We start from the raw sequence: 19,553 nt of genomic DNA on the forward strand, positions 1-19,553 counted from the left end.
GAAGAAGCGGATTCTTGCAGCTTGCAGCAAGCAAGCGCCTGGTATTCGATGATGCCGTTCTCCTATGATCTACGGGGGACGGCTCATTCCTTTACCAATTGGAAATGTTCTAAATCGGAATACATTCGTTGCATGGAAACTTCGATGGGGTTCGGGCAGAAACGTCATGCGTCTTACCGACAGGGAAGCATTGATATCAAAGAGCGGCTGGCTGAGCGAGGGATTGGGGTCTCGCCCATCGATGGTTATCCGAATCTGAGATGAAGGGGAAATCGAGACTTAAACAGGGGGGGTGAGAGGAAACCGAATTTTAATCCGGCAATATAGAATGAACAAAAAAAGAATGTTATAGGCCGTATTTGGGCGGTTATAACAGGAAGTTCAGTGCAACACTTTTGTTCAATCTATATAGCTAAACGATTCTATCAAGAGAATGGAGGTATTGATGGAAATGCACGCAACGTGGTCACGTTTGAAAAAATCGGTTTGCGGATGGTTAGCCGGTGTAACGGCCCTGTCGATCGTACTGGCCGTGCCGGGGCCGGCTCAGGTGTCGGCTTCAAGTAACGCCACCGTCAACTTATCGGCGGAAAAACAGGTCATTCGCGGTTTTGGGGGAATCAACCACCCCGTCTGGATCGGGGATTTGACGGAAGACCAAAGAGAAACGGCTTTCGGCAATGGGGACAACCAGCTCGGCTTTTCTATTCTCAGAATTCATGTGGATGAAGATCGGAACAATTGGAGCAAGGAAGTCGAAACGGCCAAGAGTGCGATTGCACACGGAGCCATTGTGTTTGCATCCCCTTGGAATCCGCCAAGCGATATGACAGAAACGTTCAACCGGAACGGAGATACGTCGGCCAAACGGCTAAGATACGACAAGTATGCCGACTATGCCCAGTATCTTAACGATTTCGTTACGTTCATGAAGAACAACGGTGTGGATCTATATGCGATATCCGTCCAGAATGAGCCTGATTATGCCCATACCTGGACGTGGTGGACCCCTGAAGAGATGCTTCGCTTTATGAAGGAAAATGCAGGCTCCATTAACTGCCGGGTTATCGCGCCGGAATCGTTCCAATACCTGAAAAACATGTCCGACCCTATTCTGAACGATCCGCAGGCCCTGGCCAATATGGACATTTTGGGTACCCACCTGTACGGGACCCAGATCGGCGATTTCGCGTATCCTCTCTTTAAGCAAAAGGGAGCGGGCAAAGAACTGTGGATGACGGAAGTATATTATCCGAACAGCGATGCTAACTCTGCAGATCGGTGGCCCGAGGCGCTTGACGTGTCCTATCATATTCATCATGCGATGGTAGAGGGAGATTTCGAGGCTTACGTATGGTGGTATATCCGCAGGCAGTATGGTCCTATGAAAGAGGACGGGACGATAAGCAAGCGCGGGTATAACATGGCTCATTTCTCCAAGTTTGTCCGCCCCGGTTATGTCAGGGTCGATGCAACGAAGAACCCCGATACCAACGTCTACACCTCTGCATATAAAGGCAACAACAAAGTTGTGATTGTGGCCATTAACAAAGGCACCTCAGTGGTAAGCCAAACCTTCACCTTGCAAAACGGCAAGGCGTCTAAAGTCATCCCATGGGTAACGGACGCCAGCAGAAATATGGCAGCCGGATCTTCGATTAAAATCAAGGGCGGTTCTTTTACGGCCCAACTTCCTGCCCAGAGCGTGACAACCTTCGTAGGCGAATTGGCGCATTAAACGGTGCAAACTAAACGGTGAGACAGGTTGATGATTTCGGCCCGCCAGCTCGTTAATCGGGAATGATATGTAACAAAAAGAGAACACCTCCCTTTCAGGGGAGGTGTTCTTTGGCTTATCACACTAATCTCAGGCATATGCTCAAGTCCGGTCTTACTTGCTAACCGTCCCCGCCACCGGAACCGTCTGCCGTCTGCGCTCCTGCATATAGACGGCCAGCACGATCAGGAAGGCGAGCCCGACGAGCAGGGCGCCGATCCAAGGCAGGGAGGTGAGCCCCATCTCGTCGATGACCCATCCGCCGAAGAAGGCGCCGAACGCGTTGCCGAGGTTGCCGGCCGAGTGATTGGAAGTCGAGGCGAGCGCGGGCGCCTCCTGCGCCAGGTTCATAATTTTCACCTGAATGCCCGGCATGACCGCAAACGAAGCGGCTCCCCACAGGAAGATCGTAACGACTGCGCCAACGGGGCTTTTGACGGTAAAAGTAAAAATCGTCAGCAGCACACAGATGGAGAGGAAGATGCCCAGAATCGCGGGCATCAGCTTCCAGTCGGCGAGTTTGCCGCCCAGCATGTTGCCGACCGTGACCCCGATGCCGAACAGGACGAGAATCCAGGTGACGCTGCTTTCATGGAATCCGGTCACCTGCTCCAGCAGCGGGGCGATATACGTAAAGACGGCGAACAAGCTTGAGTTGCCAACGGCGCAGGCCAGGAGGATGATCAGCAGCTTGGGCTGGGCTACCGCCCTGAACTGCTTGCCCAGGCTGGCCGACTCATCGCGGCGGATCCGCGGGATGAACAGGACGATGCCGATCAGGGCCACGATCCCCATCACCATGATCGCGCCAAAGGAGGCGCGCCAGCCCAGGTGCTGGCCGACAAAGGTGCCCACCGGCACGCCGATAATGTTGGCGATCGTCAGGCCCGCCATCATGATGGATACTGCGCCGGCCCGCTTATGCGGCTTGACGAGGCCGGAAGCGATGACGGCGCCGACGCCGAAGAAGGTGCCGTGGCAAAGCGCTGTTATGAGGCGGGCTGCCATCAGCACGGTATAGTTCGGTGCGATGACGGCAATGCCGTTGCCGAGAATGAACAGCGCCATCAGCAGGCAGAGCAGCAGCTTCTGCGGAAGCCGGTGAGTTAAGATGGTCAGGATCGGGGCGCCGACCGCTACACCCAGCGCGTAGCTTGTGATCAGCTGCCCGGCTGTGGAGATGCTTACGTTCAGATCATCGGCTACATTTGGCAGAATGCCCATGATCACGAATTCGGTCATGCCGATCGCAAAGGCGCCCACCGTCAGCGACAGAAGGGAGACAGGAAAGGGTTCCTTGCCTTTTGCCGTCGTACGGGAATGCAAATCTGGAGTAGAAGTAGAATTCATGCTGCAGCTTCAACCTTTCTGTAACCAGACGGTCGCCGTCCGGATCATGTTCTTTCTCCATAGTAACAGGAAAACAGGGGATTTTCAGAAAAAGTTTCACGGTTACTGGTTAGATAGGGGCTTGTAAAGGGCCGAAACATTCTAATCTTTGAAAGAAAAAGTTGACACAAAGTGTTATAGTAAGCGGTTTAATTGGTATTTTCATTGAAAACCTAAATCTGAAAATTTGCTTTTCATTCGATGGAATTTCCTCAAAAACGGAAATTCAGACGAATTTCGACAAAAACATGACATATATATTGACACGAAATCTCAATTCTATTAAAGTTCAATTAATAACATCACTGGAGAAATTATAAGACCAAAGTCGGACGCCAATTCGGGTAATTATCCCTAAATGCCGAGTTTAAATCCACTGTGTTCCTTTTTCCTACCAAGATTTTCTCCATAGGTGAAATTAATTAAAATGGAGGACCGTCTCCGATGCAGAAGCACGATCAGGATTATATCCGGAGGAAAAACAGAAGTACGGTGTTTGAACTGATCCGTAAACACTCGCCCCTGTCCCGTGCCGAGATCGCCAGACTGACAGGAATGAGTCCCACGACGGTCAGCCGGATCGTTTCCGAGCTGTTCCAGCAGGACTTTATGCATGAGATCGAGCAGACGACGACCGGCGTCGGACGGAAAGCTGTGATGCTGCATGTGAATCCCGGCTCGGTGCTCTCCGTGGGCGTTGAAATCGACCGCAGCGGCATCCGGATCGGCATTGTGGACCTGGATGGCAAAGTGGTTCACAGTACGCAGGTGACGCGCGATTCCCGCGAAACGCCGGAGGCAACGCTGGAGCGTATCGCCTCGGCCATCGAGGAGCTGATCCTGGCGGAGGACATCGACCGCCGCAAGGTGGTCGGCATCGGCGTCGGACTGCCGGGCATTGTCGATTACGCCGGGGGCAGCGTGGTACTGTCCGCGCAGCTTGGCTGGAAGCAGACCGACATCGCCGGGGAGCTCCGGCGGCTGACCGGATTTGAGGTTGCCGTGGATAACGAGCTGAAAGTCCGTGCGCTGGCCGAGCACCAATATGGCTCGGCGAGAGGATCGAGCCGCTCGGTGCTGATCGGCTTCGGCAGCGGGGTCGGCTCCTCCCTGATCATCGATGGGGAAATCTATCGCGGGGAGACGAACAGTGCCGGGGAAATCGGGCATACGGTAGTAGACCCGGGAGGCCTTCTGTGCGAGTGCGGCAAGGTCGGCTGCCTGCAGACCTATATCGCCGAAGCGTCGCTTGTTGAGCAGGCCAACAAAATCAAACCGATCGGATCGCTGGAGGAATTGTTTCAGGCGAGGAAGGACGGAGAGTATTGGGCGGCGAGCATTGTGGACCGGGCCATGACTTTCGTAGCGGTCACGGTCAGCAACATCGCCTGCGTATACAACCCGGATACGGTGATTCTGACCGGCAAGCTGGTGGAAAGCTTCCCTGAAGTCCGGGACTTCATTTCGGACAAATGCATGGATCAATTTGTGTGGGAGCCGCTGCGCGGAACGTTCCAGATCGTCTACTCGGCTCTGGAGAGCGACGGCGTGGTGATCGGATCGGGCATACTGGCCCAAAACCTGTTCCTGGACATCGACAGACAGATGGAGCAGGCAGACTAAATTTAACGAAGCGGGTGTTGACGTATGAAATTGGAACCGTTGGTGGAGGAATACCGCGGCGGCGTGCTGGAGAACGTGCATCTCGGCGTGCTGTGCGGCGTATCGGATCAAGGAGAAGTCATCTATGAGGTGGGCGATGCAGAGCATATGACCTTCCTGCGTTCGGCGGCCAAGCCGTTCCAGGCGATCCCGGTCATGAAGCAGAACATCGCCGAAAAGTACGGGCTGACAGATGCGGAAGCCGCCATGTTCGCCGCCTCCCACCGGGGCGAAACGTATCATATCGAAGCATTGGAATCGATTATGGCCAAAACCGGCCTCAAAGAAGAGCAGCTGCTGTGCTGCCCGACCTATCCGCTGAACGATGAGCCGAAGTTCGCCCTCATGCGGGAAAATAAACCGCCGCGCAAGCTGTATCATAACTGCTCCGGCAAGCATCTCGGCATTCTGGCCGCAGCGAGGGAGATGGGCTTGCCGACAGAGACTTACTGGCAGCCATCGCATCCGCTGCAGCAGGACATCCTTCACACACTCGCAGACATGGCCGAATATCCGGTCGATCAGATTAAAGTAGGCGTTGACGGCTGCGGATTTCCGATCTTTGCGCTGCCGCTGAAATCGATCGCCACGGCATACTTGAAGCTGGCCTGCCCAGAGCTGATCCGTGATGCCGGGACGCGGGAAGCCGTGCAGCGTATGGTCCGCTATATGCACGCGGCGCCGGACAGTATCGCGAGCCATCAGTTTATCTGCTCGGAGCTGCTGCGGGACGACAACATCGTCGCCAAGGGTGGAGCCAAAGGTGTCTACTGCTTTTCTTTAATTCGGGAACGCGTCGCTTTTGCGCTGAAAGTGATCGACGGCTCGGAGACACCGTGGCCGATCGCCGTTGCTTCGATCCTCGAGCAAATCGGATACAGCAACCAGGCCACGATTGACCGTCTGTATACGGTCGTTTCAAAGGAAATCAAGAACGACAACCACATTGTAGTCGGCGAGCGCAGAGCCGCTTTTACCCTGGCAGGTAAGTAAACGCAAGCTTCTAAATAAAGTAATACTCTCCTTTTCGAAAAATTGTTCGATCTACGAAACTAGCATTTCGGCAGTAACGAATAGAGGAAGCGGGAGAGACCAAGCACCTGATTGCCATTGACACGCAGTACCGGAAGTTCTTCAGCATGAATGAGCACAAGAGATTCGGATTCACCCGCGGCTTCCTTCGGAAACGGCGGTGCAATCATACATTCACAAAGGGGACATAAAGGAGTGGGACATGCAATGAAAAGGAAAAAGGTAAGCTTGCTGGCGACGCTGCTCGTCGTATCGGCCATTTTCACAGGATGCTCGTTCACCGGCGGCGACAGTAAAGGCGCGAGCTCGGGCACGACGGGGGACACGGGCAACGCCGCACAGACGGCGTCCAAAGAGCTGAGACTGTCTGTAGAAAGCGAAATTAAAGACCTGAATCAATGGGCGGCATCCGACGACGTATCGTTTACGGTGCTGAACAATATCGGAGAAGGGCTGTACCGCCTCGATCCGAAGAACGAGCCCCAGCCGGCCATGGCAGAGAGCTCGGAGCTGTCCGAAGACAAGCTGACGTATACGTTCAAGCTGCGCGCTGACGCCAAATGGAGCGACGGATCGCCGGTAACGGCAGCCGATTTCAAGTTCGCCTGGCTGCGTGAAATGGATCCGAAAACCGGAACCAACGGCTATTCCTTTATTATGACGGACTACATTGTTGGTGCAGCCGAGTACGCAGAAGGCGGTTCGGCGGACAAAGTCGGCATCGAAGCGAAGGATGACAAGACGCTGGTCGTTCATTTGAAGCAGCCGACGCCTTACTTCCTGAGACTGACTTCGCTGGCTCCGTACTTCCCGATGAAAGAGGAATTCGTGAAGTCCCAGGGCGAAAGCTATGCGCTGAGCCCGCAAAACATGCTGTTCAACGGTCCTTACACGCTGACTTCGGTCGATGCCGCCAGCGGTGCGGTGCTCGAGAAGAATGCCGGCTACTGGGACGCTGCGAACGTCAAGGTGGACAAAGTGGACGTGAAAGTCATCAAGGAAAAGAGCACGGCGCTGAACGCTTACAAAGCCGGACAGCTTGACCGCGTGCTGCTGCAGTCTTCCGATGTCAATGCATCCAAGTCCGACCCTGGATTCGGAACAGGCATCAACTTCAGAACGACGTACCTGCAGTTCAACCTGAAGGCGGACGGCGTGAGCAACATCAACATCCGCAAAGCGCTGGAATACGGCTTCGACTCCAAACTGCTGGCAGACCAGGTGCTGAACAACGGTTCCAAGGCCGCTACAGGACTGATTCCGGACCAAATGAGCGCAACGGGAGGCAAAAGCTTCCGCGAAATGCAGGGCGACCTGATCACGCCGGATGCGGCAAAGGCCAAATCCTATTGGGAGCAAGGGGTTAAAGAGCTGGGTAAAGCGCCTAAAATTACGATGCTCGTAGCGGACACCTCCGAAACGAAGGACGTCGCTACCTTTATGCAGAGCGAGTTCAAGAAAAACCTCGGCATCGACGTGGCCATCGACACCAAAACGGCGAAAGCCCGCGGACAGCTGATGGACAACAGCCAGTATCAAATGGCGATTACCGCATGGGGCGCCGATTATGATGATGCCATGACGTATCTGGATCTGTGGGCAAACCACACGCCGTACCGCGGAAACTATGAAAATCCGAAGTACGACAAGCTGATCACTGACGCCAAGAAAGAAACGGACGAAGCAAGACGGATCGACATGCTGCTGGCTGCCGAAAAAATTCTGACGGCAGAAGATGTCGTGGTCGTTCCGATCTACTTCGGCGGATACTCCTACCTGCTGAGCGATAAAGTCGAAGGACTGGACTACCATCCATACGGCAACCCGGTTGACTTTAAATATGCAAGCATCAAGTAATGCCGCTTCACATGGGCATGTATCGGGAGAGGAGAGAAGCGCGGCTTCTCTCTTTCCCTTTCCTGGATCAAGCTCCGGGACGTAATGAAAATTTTGAAGGCCCCGCGTATTGGGAGGTGCAACATTGAAACGGTATATCGGCATCCGGATCGTATACTTACTGCTGACGTTGTTTATTATTACGACCGCCACCTTTTTCCTGATGAAAGCACTGCCTGGCACTCCGTTCGATGAAGAGAAGCTTCAGCAGCTGCCGCAGGAACAAAGACAGATGATTTATGCCAGCTACGGCTTGGACAAGCCGGTTGGTGTGCAGTACGTGAACTATTTAAAAAATATTGTCAAAGGCGATTTGGGAACGTCGTTTTTCTACACCGGTCAACCTGTAAAGGACATCATCATGAGCCGGATCGGACCTTCGGCCTTGATCGGTCTGCAAGCGGTTCTGCTGGGACTGGCCATCGGCATGATCCTCGGGATCATCGCCGCTTACCGCCATAACTCCGGCTGGGACTACGCCACCATGATTATCGCCGTTCTCGGCGTGTCGGTGCCGAATTTCGTGCTTGCGGCGCTGCTGCAGTATTTTGTCGGGCTCAAATGGGGGCTTCTGCCGGTCGCATTCTGGGAGAGCTATCCCAGCTCCATCCTGCCGTCTATTGCGCTCTGCGTCGGCGTCATCGCCTTGATCGCCCGGTTTGTACGGACAGAGATGCTGGAGGTGCTTGAGCAGGATTATGTCACGACGGCTAAGGCAAAAGGGCTCGGGTTCGCGCGCATCATGTTCCAGCACGTGATCCGCAACTCGCTCATTTCGGTCATTACGATTCTTGGTCCGATCGTAGTCAATTTGCTGACAGGTTCGCTCGTCATTGAGAATATTTTTGGGATTCCGGGGATCGGGAGCCTGTTCGTCGACTCGATCAAAATGAACGATTATTCCACGATTATGGGGATCACGATTTTTTACAGCGCCTTCTATGTATTCGTCATGCTGATCGTGGATCTGCTGTACGGCCTGGTGGATCCGCGGATCCGTCTGGCATCGGGAAAGGAGTGAGGACATGACGCAAATGGATAACGTGGATGCGCTGTTTAAGCCGGCCGCCGCAAAGCCGGACGAACGGGAGAAGATTTCGGGCAAATCCTTGACGGCTTTTCAGGACAGCTGGAGACGGCTGAGACAAAACAAAGCGGCGATCGTCAGCTTGGTCATCCTGGTCATCATGCTGCTGCTGGCGATCGTCGGTCCGTGGATCGGACATCACGACTATTACTCTACCGATTATAATGCCGTCTATCAAAAACCGAACGCCGATCATTGGTTCGGCACTGATAAATTCGGCCGGGATCAATGGGCCCGCGTATGGCAGGGAACGCGCGTATCGCTCCTGATCGCCGTGCTCGCCGCCGCGCTCGACCTCGTCATCGGGGTTGCCTACGGCGCCATTTCCGCCCTGTTCGGCGGAAGGGTCGATAACGTGATGCAGCGGATCGTCGAAATTTTGACCGGGATTCCGAGCCTGATCATTATCATCCTGTTGATGATGGTGATGAAGCCGGGGATTGTGACCATCATGGTCGCGATGTCCATTACGGGCTGGGTCAACATGGCCCGGCTGGTCCGGGCACACATTATGAAGCTGAAGTCGCAGGAATTCGTCCTGGCGGCCCGTACGCTGGGCACGCCCACCGGGCGCATCATTACAAAGCATTTGATTCCGAATACGATCGGCATCATCGTCATCAACACGATGTTCACGATTCCGTCGGCGATCTTTACCGAAGCGTTCCTAAGCTTTATCGGCCTTGGACTTCAGTCGCCGATGTCTTCGCTCGGGGTGCTGATCAACGACGGCTTCGCATCCTTGAATACGCAGGCATACCTGCTGCTGTACCCTTCGATTGTCATCGTCCTCATCATGGTAACGTTCAATATTCTGGGTGACGGGCTGCGGGATGCGCTGGATCCGAGAATGCGGAAATAGGGGGAAGAGAGAATGGACAACTTGCTCGAAGTGCAGGATTTGCAGGTCAGCTTTTTCACATATGCGGGCGAAGTGCAGGCCGTGCGCGGCGTTGGCTTTTCCCTGGGCCGGGGCGAGACGCTGGCGATCGTGGGGGAATCCGGCTCCGGCAAATCGGTGACTTCCAAAAGCATCATGAGGCTGCTGGCGAAGTCCGCAAAAATTAAACACGGCTCGATCCGTTTTGAAGGCAAGGATATCGCGTCGCTGCCGGAAAAGCAGATGCAGGATATCCGGGGCCGGGACATCTCGATGATCTTTCAGGACCCGATGACGTCGCTGAACCCGACGATGACGATCGGCAAGCAGATCACCGAGGTGCTGAAGAAGCACCGCAAGCTCGGCGGAGCGGAAGCCAACCGGCGGGCGGTGGAGCTTCTGGACCAGGTTGGCATCCCGAATCCGGACAAGCGGCTGAAGCAGTATCCGCACCAGCTGTCCGGAGGCATGCGCCAGCGCGTGGTCATCGCGATTGCGCTGGCGTGCAACCCGAAGGTGCTGATCGCCGACGAGCCGACGACTGCGCTTGACGTGACGATCCAGGCGCAAATTCTGGAGCTGATGAAGAAGCTGCAGCAGGAGCTGGACACGTCCATCGTGCTGATCACGCACGATCTGGGCGTAGTCGCGAATATGGCGTCACGCGTAGCGGTCATGTACGCCGGTAAAATCGTGGAAACCGGTACGGTAGACGAAATCTTTTATGAAGGCAAGCATCCGTATACTTGGGGGCTGCTCGCTTCCATGCCGAAGCTGCATGAGAAATCGGAGGAGCTGACGGCTATTCCCGGCACGCCGCCGGACCTCAGCGACCCGCCCAAGGGATGCCCGTTTGCGGCACGCTGTCCTTACGCCATGGAAATTTGCCACGAATATATGCCAGAATATACAGAACACTCGGAGACGCACCGCGCGGCCTGCTGGCTGCAGGACAGCCGGGCGCCGAAAGTGCAGAGTCCGCTTGCGGGAGGTGATCGGCCATGAAGCATGAGAAGGGGACAAAACCGCTGGTCGAGGTCAAGCATTTGAAGAAGCATTTTGACGTGGGCCGCGGACAGATTCTGAAAGCGGTGGACGACGTCTCGTTCGACATTTATCCGGGGGAGACTTTCGGTCTTGTCGGCGAGTCCGGCTGCGGCAAGTCGACCCTGGGCCGCACGCTGATCCGTCTCTATGAAGCGACGGAGGGGACGGTCAGCTTTGACGGCGAGGCGGTGCACGGCCGTAAATCCAATGCCGAGCGGAAGAAGCTGAGCCGGAGCATCCAGATGATCTTCCAGGATCCGTATGCGTCGCTGAACCAGCGGATGACGGTGACCGACATCATCGCCGAAGGCATTGACGCCCACGGCATCGCCAAGAACCGCAAGGAGCGCCAGCAGATGGTCTACGACCTGCTGGAGACGGTCGGACTGAACCGCAGCCACGCTGAGCGGTTCCCGCACGAATTCTCCGGCGGCCAGCGCCAGCGGATCGGCATCGCCCGGGCGCTTGCGGTTCATCCGCGGTTCGTGATCGCCGATGAGCCGATTTCGGCGCTGGACGTTTCGATCCAGGCACAGGTCGTGAACCTGATGAAGAAGCTGCAGCAGGAGCTGGGATTAACGTATTTGTTCATCGCCCATGACCTGTCGATGGTGAAGCATATCAGCGACCGCATCGGGGTGATGTACCTCGGGGGCATGGTGGAGCTTACGAGCAGCGACGAACTGTTTGAGAATCCGCTGCATCCATACACCAAAACGCTGCTTTCGGCGATTCCGATTCCTGATCCGAAGCTGGAGCGCGGCCGGGAACGAATGGTGCTGCAGGGAGACCTGCCAAGCCCGATCAACCCGCCGAGCGGATGCCGATTCCGGACGCGCTGCCCGTTTGCTACAGAGCTGTGCGCTACGGAAACGCCGGTATGGCAGGAAGCGGAAAAAGGGCACTGGGTAGCCTGCCATCTGTATGATCCAAGTAAAAAGATGACTGTAAATAAGGAGGGAGCCGGCGCATGAGCTGGTACGAGATGGCCGAAGAGCGGGAAGAGGCCTTGATTGAAGATCTGTCCGGACTTCTGAGAATCGACAGTGTTTATGATCCGGACACCAGCGGCCCCGGGCAGCCGATGGGCCAAGGTGTTGCGGAGGCACTGCAATATATGCTGGACCTGTGCGCGGCCGAAGGCTTCCGGGTCCGGAACCTGGACGGATATGTTGGCTACGCCGAATTCGGCCCGGAATCGGCCGAGAACTATGTGGCCGTTCTGAGCCATCTGGACGTCGTTCCGGCATCCGGGAAGTGGACGACCCCTCCGTTCGAGCCGTCCGTCCGGGGCGGCAAAATTTTCGCGCGCGGCGCTGAGGACGATAAAGGCCCGGCAATGGCTGCGTTTTACGGACTCAAAATTGTCAAAGACATGGGGCTTCCGCTGAAGCACCGGATCCGCCTTATTTTCGGAACGGACGAGGAGCGGACAGGGAAGTGCATGCAGAAATATAACGAGCTGGAACCGGCACCGGTTTGCGGATTTACGCCGGATGCCGATTTTCCGATCGTTCGGGCCGAGAAGGGGCAGATCAATACCCGGCTGCTCTTTAAGCCGATCGAGGAGAGCGATTCGTCCGGCTCCGAGTACCGGCTGCGGTTGTTCACGGCCGGAGAGGTGGCCAACAGCGTGCCTGAAGGGGCGCGCGCCGAGATAGCGGGAGATGCAGGCAGCCTGGGTGCGATGCAGAAGGCTTATGAGGACTACTGCGCGGCGGAAGGGCTGAAGGGAAGCTTTGAGATCGATGCGGACGGACAGACGGCGAGCCTGTCGCTAACCGGTAAAACGGCCCATGGCATGGAGCCGCAGCTCGGCATTAATGCGGGCCTTAAGCTGATCCATTTTCTGAAGGAGTTCTCGTTCCCTTCGGGTGCGGAGCATTATCTCTATACGGTCGATGCGCTGATGTATGGCGATATCTACGGACGTGCCTTCGGCATTGCGATGGAAGACCAGATCACCGGACCGCTGACGGTCAACACAGGGCTGCTGCAGTATGATCCGGAAGGAGAATCGTATTTTCACATCAACCTGAGATATCCGGTTTGCGGCAATCAAACGGATATTCTGGAGAACATCGGGGTCCGGGCCTCGGCCTGCGGCCTTGAGATCGAACCGCCGAGCTTGAAACATCCGCACTGCGTGCCGGACGATCATCCGATGATCGAAGCGCTGCAGCGGGTCTACGAGGCGGAGACGGGGCAGCCGGCCGAGCTGCTGTCCACCGGCGGCGGAACTTATGCGGCGTATATCGCAAACGGCGTCGCTTTCGGCCCGGTATTTCCGGGCATGGCCAATTCGGCACATCAAAGGAATGAACATATCGACATCGATGCACTGATTCGCTCGACGGCAATCTATGCCCGGGCGATGCATGAGCTGGCCAATCTGAACCTATAATCTGCGGCTTAACCAAAATTCTTGTAAAGGAATGTACAGCTGATGGAATTGATATCAGGAACAGGGCAACCGGCGGATGTAACGATCTATCCGGTGTTTGAGGACAGCGAAGGCGAACCCGCCGGGCTCACCCTTCGCGAAGGGATGGGCGGCCGCGGCGCCGTCCATTGGTTTTACGGACGGCACGGGGAGCAGGATATTCTCGTCGTCGGTCTGGGCAGCCGGGACAAATTCGGCATGGAGGCGCTGCGGGAAGCCGCCGGCGGGGCGGGCCGCGAAATCCGCAAGGCGTCCTTGAGAACCGCGTCGATCGACGGTACGGCCCTCCGTGACATTTTCGGGGAAGGCGAATGGCCCGAGCAGGCGGCCGTCGCCTGGGTCGAAGGATGGCTTCTGGGCACATATGTGTTCGATAAATATACATCGCGCCACAAGAAGGGGCAGGTGGATTGGATTCGGATCGAGTCCGATTCCGAGCGCAGCTATGCGGAGGCGGCCTGGCTCGGACGTGCGCGGGCCGAAGCGGTCGCCTTGGCCCGGGACCTGTGCAACGAGGCCCCGAATGATCTTCATCCGGCCAGCTTCGTGCAGCGGATCAAGACGGTCTTCGCCGGCCGGAACGTGAAGCTTCACGTGTACCAGGGCGAGGAGCTGAAGCAGCGGCAGATGAACGGCCTGCTGGCTGTCGGCAGCGGAAGCAAGCATCCGCCGGCCATGGTGGAGATCGAATACTTCGGCGATTCTAACGCCCCGCATCTGGCGCTGATCGGCAAGGGGATCACGTTTGACATGGGCGGCATGAACCTGAAGGTCGCCCGGGATCTGAGCGACGCCCGCTTCGACATGGGCGGGGCCGCGGCTGTCATCGGCGCGATGGATCTGCTCACCCGGCTGGAAGTGAAGGCGAGAATCACGGCGCTCATTCCGATCGCGGAAAATGTGCCGGATGGGGACGCCATCCTGCCGTCGCATGTGATCCGCTATCCGAACGGATTGTCCGTGCAGGTGGTCAACACGGATGCCGAAGGACGGCTGATCCTGGCCGACGCCATCCTGCACGCCGCCCGGAACGGGGCCGAGCGGATCATCGATATTGCGACGCTGACCGGTGCGGTGGGACACGCGCTGGGGCTGCGGGTGGCCGGTATCTGGGGTGACGCCGGGTTCGCTGAGCAGCTGATGCGGATCGGCAGCAAGAACGGCGACCCGATCTGGCGCCTGCCGCTCGTCGATGAGGACGAGGAGCTCCTGGGCAGCCCGTACGCCGACCTGGCCAACCTGGCCTCCAGCCCTTATGGGGGAGCCAATATGGCGGCCTTGTTCCTGCGGCGGTTTGTGCCCTCTAAGGCGCGGTGGTGCCATATCGACATGGCCAATACGTCCCAGGTCCCGGCGGACCGGGGGTATAAAGCTGCCGGGGCTACCGGTTACGGAGTCCGGCTGCTGGCCGATTTTGTGACGGAACAGGCCAATTCTGGAAATGGAGGCACTGCGGAGTGAAGCTGGAAGTGATCGCAACCAATTTGTACGACGCGCTCGTCGCCGAGAACGCGGGAGCGGACCGCCTGGAGCTGGTGACGGGCATTATGGAAGGCGGATTGACGCCGGGTCCGGGCATGATCCGCAAGGTCGTCGGCTTGATGAGCATTCCGGTCCATGTCATGGTCCGGCCGCACAGCCAGTCGTTCGTCTACGACCAATACGACTTGCTGACGATGCGTGAGGATATCGCTTTTATCAAAGAGTGCGGAGCGGCGGGAATCGTGCTTGGAACGCTAACACCGGACCGCACGGTGGATACCGAAGCGCTGGAAATGCTGCTGAAGGAGGCCGACGGTCTGAACGTGACGTTCCACCGGGCCTTCGACGAAATCGACGATCAGCTCGGCGCGCTCCGGACGTTATCGGCATATCCGCAGATTAACCGGATTCTGACTTCCGGAGGGCCGCGGCCCGCGCCGGAGTCGACGGACCGCATCCAAGCACTGGTCGAGGCATCAGCCGGAACCGGCATCCGTATCTTGGCTGGATACGGTTTGACCGTACCTGGGTTATCGGAGTTCGTCCAGAAGACGGGCGTGCCTGAGGTCCATTTCGGCTCGGCGCTGAGAGCGGAAGGGAATTACCTGCTGCCGCTCGATTCCGAGCGGGTGAAGGCGGCGGCGCAGACGGTGAATTCCATTGCAAAGTCAGCAGGGTAACAACAAAATACTCGATTACTGTGGTGAAATCATTGGACAAACAACCTAAGATGATCGTCGGGGTGGATCTCGGCGGAACGAAAATCGCAACAGGGCTTTTGGACGCCGGCGGACGGATGCTGGCCCGGAGCCAGAAGGCGACCGCAGGGCTGAAAAGCTCGGAAGAGGTCATTCAGGCGATCGTAGATACGATAACGGAAGTGAGTGGAGAACACGAAATCGCCGGTGTCGGCTTGGCCTCCCCGGGGGCGGTCGACACCCGCCGGGGAATCATCCGCAACGGGGTGAACCTGCCCGGATGGAACGGCATTTCGCTGCAGGCGGAGCTGGAGAAGCGGCTGCAGGTGCCGGCCAAGCTGATCAATGACGCGAACGCGGCGGCATGGGGAGAATACGTGTACGGTGCAGGACGCGGGGCACAGAGCATGGTTTACGTCACCCTGAGCACCGGCATCGGCTCGGGCCTGGTTCTTGACGGGAAGCTGTACCTGGGGACAAGCTCCTTCGCGGGCGAGCTCGGCCATACGGTGGTCGACCCGAACGGGGCGCTGTGCGGCTGCGGCCAGCGGGGCTGCTGGGAGACCTACGCTTCGGGGACGGCCATCGCCCGCCAGGCGTCCGAGGCGGCTGCAGCGGCGGCGGAAGGCATGACGCAGATGACCGTGCTGGCCGAAGCGGAAGGCGTGCCGCTGAGCGCCAAGCATGTGTTTCAAGCCGCGGCGATGAACGACAAGCTGGCCCAAGAGACGCTGGAGCAGGTTATACATTACACGGGCCTTGGACTCATGAACATCATTCACAGCTTCAATCCGGATTGCATCGTCATTGGCGGCGGCGTCAGCCGCGCCGGGGCTGCCTTCTTCGAGCCGCTCCGCGGGAAGACCGGGGAGCTGGTCATGGAGCCTTATCGGGGCACTTACGCCATCAAACCCGCTGAACTTAAAGACGATGTGGGCATTATCGGAGCTGCAGCCCTGTTCGTGGAATAGACGGCTGAAAAATTAGCCGCCATCTTATGCATTATGCGTGCATTTTAAAGAGGCGGCATTGATATGAATTAAAAGGGAAGGGCAAATCCATATTTGTTATGGATTTGCCCTTTTTTGTTGGAGCTGCTGAGTTTTGAAGAGAGTGCGTCGATCCTAATCGGGAGCTTATTTTGCAATTTTATATCAATTTAATGATTGAATATTTCAATGTATTGCAATATAATGCCAATAGAAACAACCGCTATACTACCAATATGATGAGATCGGGGTGGATATTCATTGGCACAGACTCAAGGCGTACTGACGTATCCAGAGATCGGCGGACAATCCGATGCGCTGGCGGCTGCCTGGAAGCAGCTAGAGGCACAGCAGGATTGGATCTCCCAGTTTATCGGCAATTCTTCGTTTGATGAAGTGATTTTTATCGGGTCGGGGACTTCCTATTATTTGGCGCAGACCGCCGCATCCACGTTCCGCAAATGGACGGGGCGCAGCGGTGCGGCCTATCCGTCATCCGAAATCTTTTTGTTCCGGGAGCAGGCGGTTCCGCCCGGAAAACGTGTGCTGCTCGTCGGGATTTCCCGTTCGGGAGAATCGACGGAGGTTATTCTCGCACTGGAATCGGTGAAGGATTTGCCGGATTGGACGATCTGCAGCATCACCTGCGATGAGGAAAGCACAATGGCGAAGCTCGCTCCATACTTACTGTCACCGCTCGGCAAGGAGAAAAGCACCGTCATGACGAAGTCTTTTAGCAGCATGACTTTTATGCTCCAAGCGGCGATGGCTCGCGCTGCCGGCAAGACGGAGCAGCTGAAGGAGCTTCAGGAAGCCGTGGAGCTCAGCGCAGGTGTGGTAGCCAAGGCGGACGAAGCCGCCAAGGAACTGATTTCCGGCCATCCGGAGCTGAACAAATTCATATATTTGGGCATGGGATCCTATTACGGGCTGGCGCAGGAAGCCTGCCTGAAGATCAAGGAAATGTCCTGCGTCTGGACGGAAAGCTTCGGCACGATGGAATTCCGGCACGGACCGAAATCGGTCGTCGAGCCGGGAACGATGGTCTGCCTGCTGCTGTCGGAAACCGCAAGGGACTATGAGATCAAGGTAGCCCAGGAGATGAAAGAATACGGCGCGCATGTTGTTATCATTACCGCGGACAAGGGCGGAGACACCGGCTTTGCCGATCTCGTGTTCGAGACAGGAGGCCGGGCGCTGTCCGATGAGGCGAGAGCGGTGCTGTACATGCCGCTGGTTCAATATATCGGGTATTACACCGCACTGCGGGAGGGGAGAAATCCGGACAGCCCGCGGAATTTGACCCAGGTGGTCAAAATTTAAACCATAAGGAGAGAATCGCTTTGAGTGAACGAAATGGATCGAAAGAAGAACGCCGGGAACAGATATTGGACTACATCCTGCAGCACGGCTCTATTTCCCTTCAGGAGGTGACGGCCCGCTTCAAATGCTCTGAGGCTACGGCACGCCGGGATCTGGAGGCGCTTGAGAAATCGGGACGGGTCATCCGCACGATGGGCGGAGGCGCCAAATCCGCGGGCATCACCGCCGGAAGGGAAATTCCATTTCACGAGAAGCAGAACAAGCTGTACCAGGAAAAGGAAAAAATCGCCGCCATGGCGGCTTCCCTCGTGCAAGAGGGGGACGTGGTCGGCCTGACGGGCGGGACCACGACGTATCTCATTGCGAGGGCACTCAAGAACCGCCGCAATATTACGGTGGTGACCAATGCCGTCAATATTGCGATGGAGCTGTCGGAGAACGAAGACCTTCAGGTCGTGCTGACCGGCGGCATGCTGCGCAGCAAAAACTTCGAGCTGTGCGGACCGCTTGCCGAGCGGACGCTGGAGGCGATCAACATTCACACGATGTTTATGGGGATCGACGGTTTTTCGGCGGAACAGGGGGCCAGCACTTATTCCGAGCTTGAAGCGAATACGGCGATGATCATGATGAAGCGCACCAACCGCACCATCGCCGTATTTGACCATACGAAGAACGGCCGCAATTCCCTGTTCCAGGTGGCGCCCGTGGCGGCCCTGCACGGAATCATTACGGATGCGGATCCCGGGGAGGAGCTCCGCAGCCGGTTGAAAGAATCCGGGGTGCAGGTGCATGTCGCGCAATAACATTCTGTGAAATAAGGGCAGGTGCTCAGCATGGAAGTGTTTGCGGGAGTCGATGTCGGCGGAACGAATATCGTATGCGGTCTGGTATCTTCCGCCGGACAAGTGGTTCATAAGCTGAAGCGGCCGACGGAAGCCGGGCGCGGTCCGGATGCGGTACTGGAGCGGATCGCCGCAATGATCGAGGAAGCGGTCGCCTCGTACCGCGGGGAAGACGGACAGCCTGTAACGCTCGCGGCAGCGGGAATCGGACTGCCGGGGCTGGTCGATCCCGAGGAAGGCATCGCCAAGTTTGCCGGCAACCTCGGCTGGCGTGACCTTCCGGCCGCCAGCCGTCTGAAGGCCAGGCTGCAGCTGCCGGTATTTATCGATAACGATGTCAGAACGTATGTGTTTGGCGAAGCGCTGTATGGAGCCGGTGCAGGCACCGGCCACGTCATCGGCGTGACGATCGGCACAGGAATCGCCTCGGCCATGGTGAATGAGGGGAGCCTGTTCTACGGCTTCCGCCATATGTCCGGGGAGCTGGGGCATATCGTCATGGAGGGGCTCAGCGATCCGTGTCCATGCGGCTTGACGGGCTGCCTGGAGACTTACGCCTCCGCCTCCGGTATGGTGCGGCAGGCCCGGAAAGCGATAGAGTCCGGTGAGCCGACGGTGCTCCGCAGCTGGTTTCCGGGCGAACGCCTCGCGGAGCTGACGGCGGCGGATTTGTCGCGGGCGTACGATCAGGGTGATGCACTGGCCGTTTCCATTCTGGAGCGGGCGGGTTCGCTGCTCGGCCGGGCGCTGTCCTACGCCGTTTCGCTGAACAGCCCGGAGATGATCATTATCGGTGGCGGCGGGGCGCTGGCGGGAAACCGTATTATGAAGCCGCTGGAGCAGGAGCTGATGAGCCGGATCCTGCCTGATTACCGTGATCGGCTCAAGATCGTTCCCGCCATGCATAACGACGATGCGGGCGTGACCGGGAGCGCCATGTACGCAAAGCATAAATATACCGCATTGAGCGGATCAATACAGGACAGCAAGGCATAACAAACGG

General features: G+C 57.0%; 16 protein-coding genes. 15 read left to right on the top strand and 1 reads right to left on the bottom strand.

Going from position 1 to position 19,553, the window contains the following annotated elements:
* Nucleotides 1–451: 451 nt before the first annotated feature.
* Entirely contained in the window at nucleotides 452–1,738 is a 1,287-nt protein-coding gene (locus tag KI379_RS03065) for a glycoside hydrolase family 30 beta sandwich domain-containing protein (protein ID WP_212984598.1), read from the top strand.
* Nucleotides 1,739–1,891: 153 nt separating this feature from the next.
* Here the strand turns inward: KI379_RS03065 and KI379_RS03070 are convergent, their stop codons facing one another.
* Nucleotides 1,892–3,127 (bottom strand): MFS transporter, encoded by a 1,236-nt coding sequence (locus tag KI379_RS03070; RefSeq protein WP_212982750.1) that lies wholly within the window; start codon nucleotides 3,125–3,127, stop codon nucleotides 1,892–1,894.
* Nucleotides 3,128–3,610: 483 nt separating this feature from the next.
* On the opposite strand from KI379_RS03070, the gene KI379_RS03075 reads away from it, so the two are divergent.
* The 14 genes from KI379_RS03075 (at nucleotide 3,611) to KI379_RS03140 (ending at nucleotide 19,546) form a co-directional block, all read left to right on the top strand.
* A complete protein-coding gene (locus tag KI379_RS03075) occupies nucleotides 3,611–4,789 on the top strand; it encodes an ROK family transcriptional regulator (protein ID WP_163878598.1) in 1,179 nt (392 codons plus the stop codon).
* A 24-nt stretch (nucleotides 4,790–4,813) separates the two neighbouring features.
* Complete coding sequence (locus KI379_RS03080; RefSeq protein WP_089545785.1) at nucleotides 4,814–5,821, top strand: asparaginase; 1,008 nt, start codon at nucleotides 4,814–4,816, stop codon at nucleotides 5,819–5,821.
* A 246-nt stretch (nucleotides 5,822–6,067) separates the two neighbouring features.
* Nucleotides 6,068–7,717 (top strand): peptide ABC transporter substrate-binding protein, encoded by a 1,650-nt coding sequence (locus KI379_RS03085; protein WP_076170526.1) that lies wholly within the window; start codon nucleotides 6,068–6,070, stop codon nucleotides 7,715–7,717.
* Nucleotides 7,718–7,841: 124 nt separating this feature from the next.
* Entirely contained in the window at nucleotides 7,842–8,777 is a 936-nt protein-coding gene (locus tag KI379_RS03090; RefSeq protein ID WP_076170525.1) for an ABC transporter permease, read from the top strand.
* 13 nt (nucleotides 8,778–8,790) lie between these two features.
* Complete coding sequence (locus tag KI379_RS03095; protein ID WP_244879341.1) at nucleotides 8,791–9,705, top strand: ABC transporter permease; 915 nt, start codon at nucleotides 8,791–8,793, stop codon at nucleotides 9,703–9,705.
* 12 nt (nucleotides 9,706–9,717) lie between these two features.
* Nucleotides 9,718–10,728 (top strand): ABC transporter ATP-binding protein, encoded by a 1,011-nt coding sequence (locus KI379_RS03100; RefSeq protein WP_145025348.1) that lies wholly within the window; start codon nucleotides 9,718–9,720, stop codon nucleotides 10,726–10,728.
* The gene (locus KI379_RS03105; protein WP_212982751.1) at nucleotides 10,725–11,744 is read left to right on the top strand and encodes an ABC transporter ATP-binding protein; all 1,020 of its coding nucleotides are present in this window, start codon (nucleotides 10,725–10,727) and stop codon (nucleotides 11,742–11,744) included. Before KI379_RS03100 ends, KI379_RS03105 begins: the two co-directional genes overlap by 4 nt.
* Nucleotides 11,741–13,174, top strand: a complete 1,434-nt coding sequence (pepV, locus tag KI379_RS03110; protein WP_212982752.1) for a dipeptidase PepV — start codon at nucleotides 11,741–11,743, stop codon at nucleotides 13,172–13,174. The genes KI379_RS03105 and pepV overlap by 4 nt, the downstream gene beginning before the upstream one ends.
* Before the next feature lie 42 nt (nucleotides 13,175–13,216).
* Entirely contained in the window at nucleotides 13,217–14,674 is a 1,458-nt protein-coding gene (locus tag KI379_RS03115) for a leucyl aminopeptidase family protein (RefSeq protein WP_212982753.1), read from the top strand.
* Entirely contained in the window at nucleotides 14,671–15,375 is a 705-nt protein-coding gene (locus tag KI379_RS03120) for a copper homeostasis protein CutC (RefSeq protein WP_212982754.1), read from the top strand. Before KI379_RS03115 ends, KI379_RS03120 begins: the two co-directional genes overlap by 4 nt.
* Before the next feature lie 32 nt (nucleotides 15,376–15,407).
* Nucleotides 15,408–16,364, top strand: a complete 957-nt coding sequence (locus KI379_RS03125; RefSeq protein WP_373309524.1) for an ROK family protein — start codon at nucleotides 15,408–15,410, stop codon at nucleotides 16,362–16,364.
* A gap of 279 nt (nucleotides 16,365–16,643) precedes the next feature.
* Complete coding sequence (locus KI379_RS03130) at nucleotides 16,644–17,705, top strand: SIS domain-containing protein (protein WP_212982755.1); 1,062 nt, start codon at nucleotides 16,644–16,646, stop codon at nucleotides 17,703–17,705.
* Nucleotides 17,706–17,725: 20 nt separating this feature from the next.
* Entirely contained in the window at nucleotides 17,726–18,511 is a 786-nt protein-coding gene (locus tag KI379_RS03135; RefSeq protein ID WP_076170516.1) for a DeoR/GlpR family DNA-binding transcription regulator, read from the top strand.
* A gap of 30 nt (nucleotides 18,512–18,541) precedes the next feature.
* Nucleotides 18,542–19,546, top strand: a complete 1,005-nt coding sequence (locus KI379_RS03140) for an ROK family protein (RefSeq protein ID WP_076170515.1) — start codon at nucleotides 18,542–18,544, stop codon at nucleotides 19,544–19,546.
* The last annotated feature ends 7 nt before the right edge of the window (nucleotides 19,547–19,553 follow it).

The sequence above is a fragment of the Paenibacillus cineris genome, from assembly GCF_018333335.1.
GTDB lineage: Bacteria > Bacillota > Bacilli > Paenibacillales > Paenibacillaceae > Paenibacillus_AQ > Paenibacillus_AQ favisporus.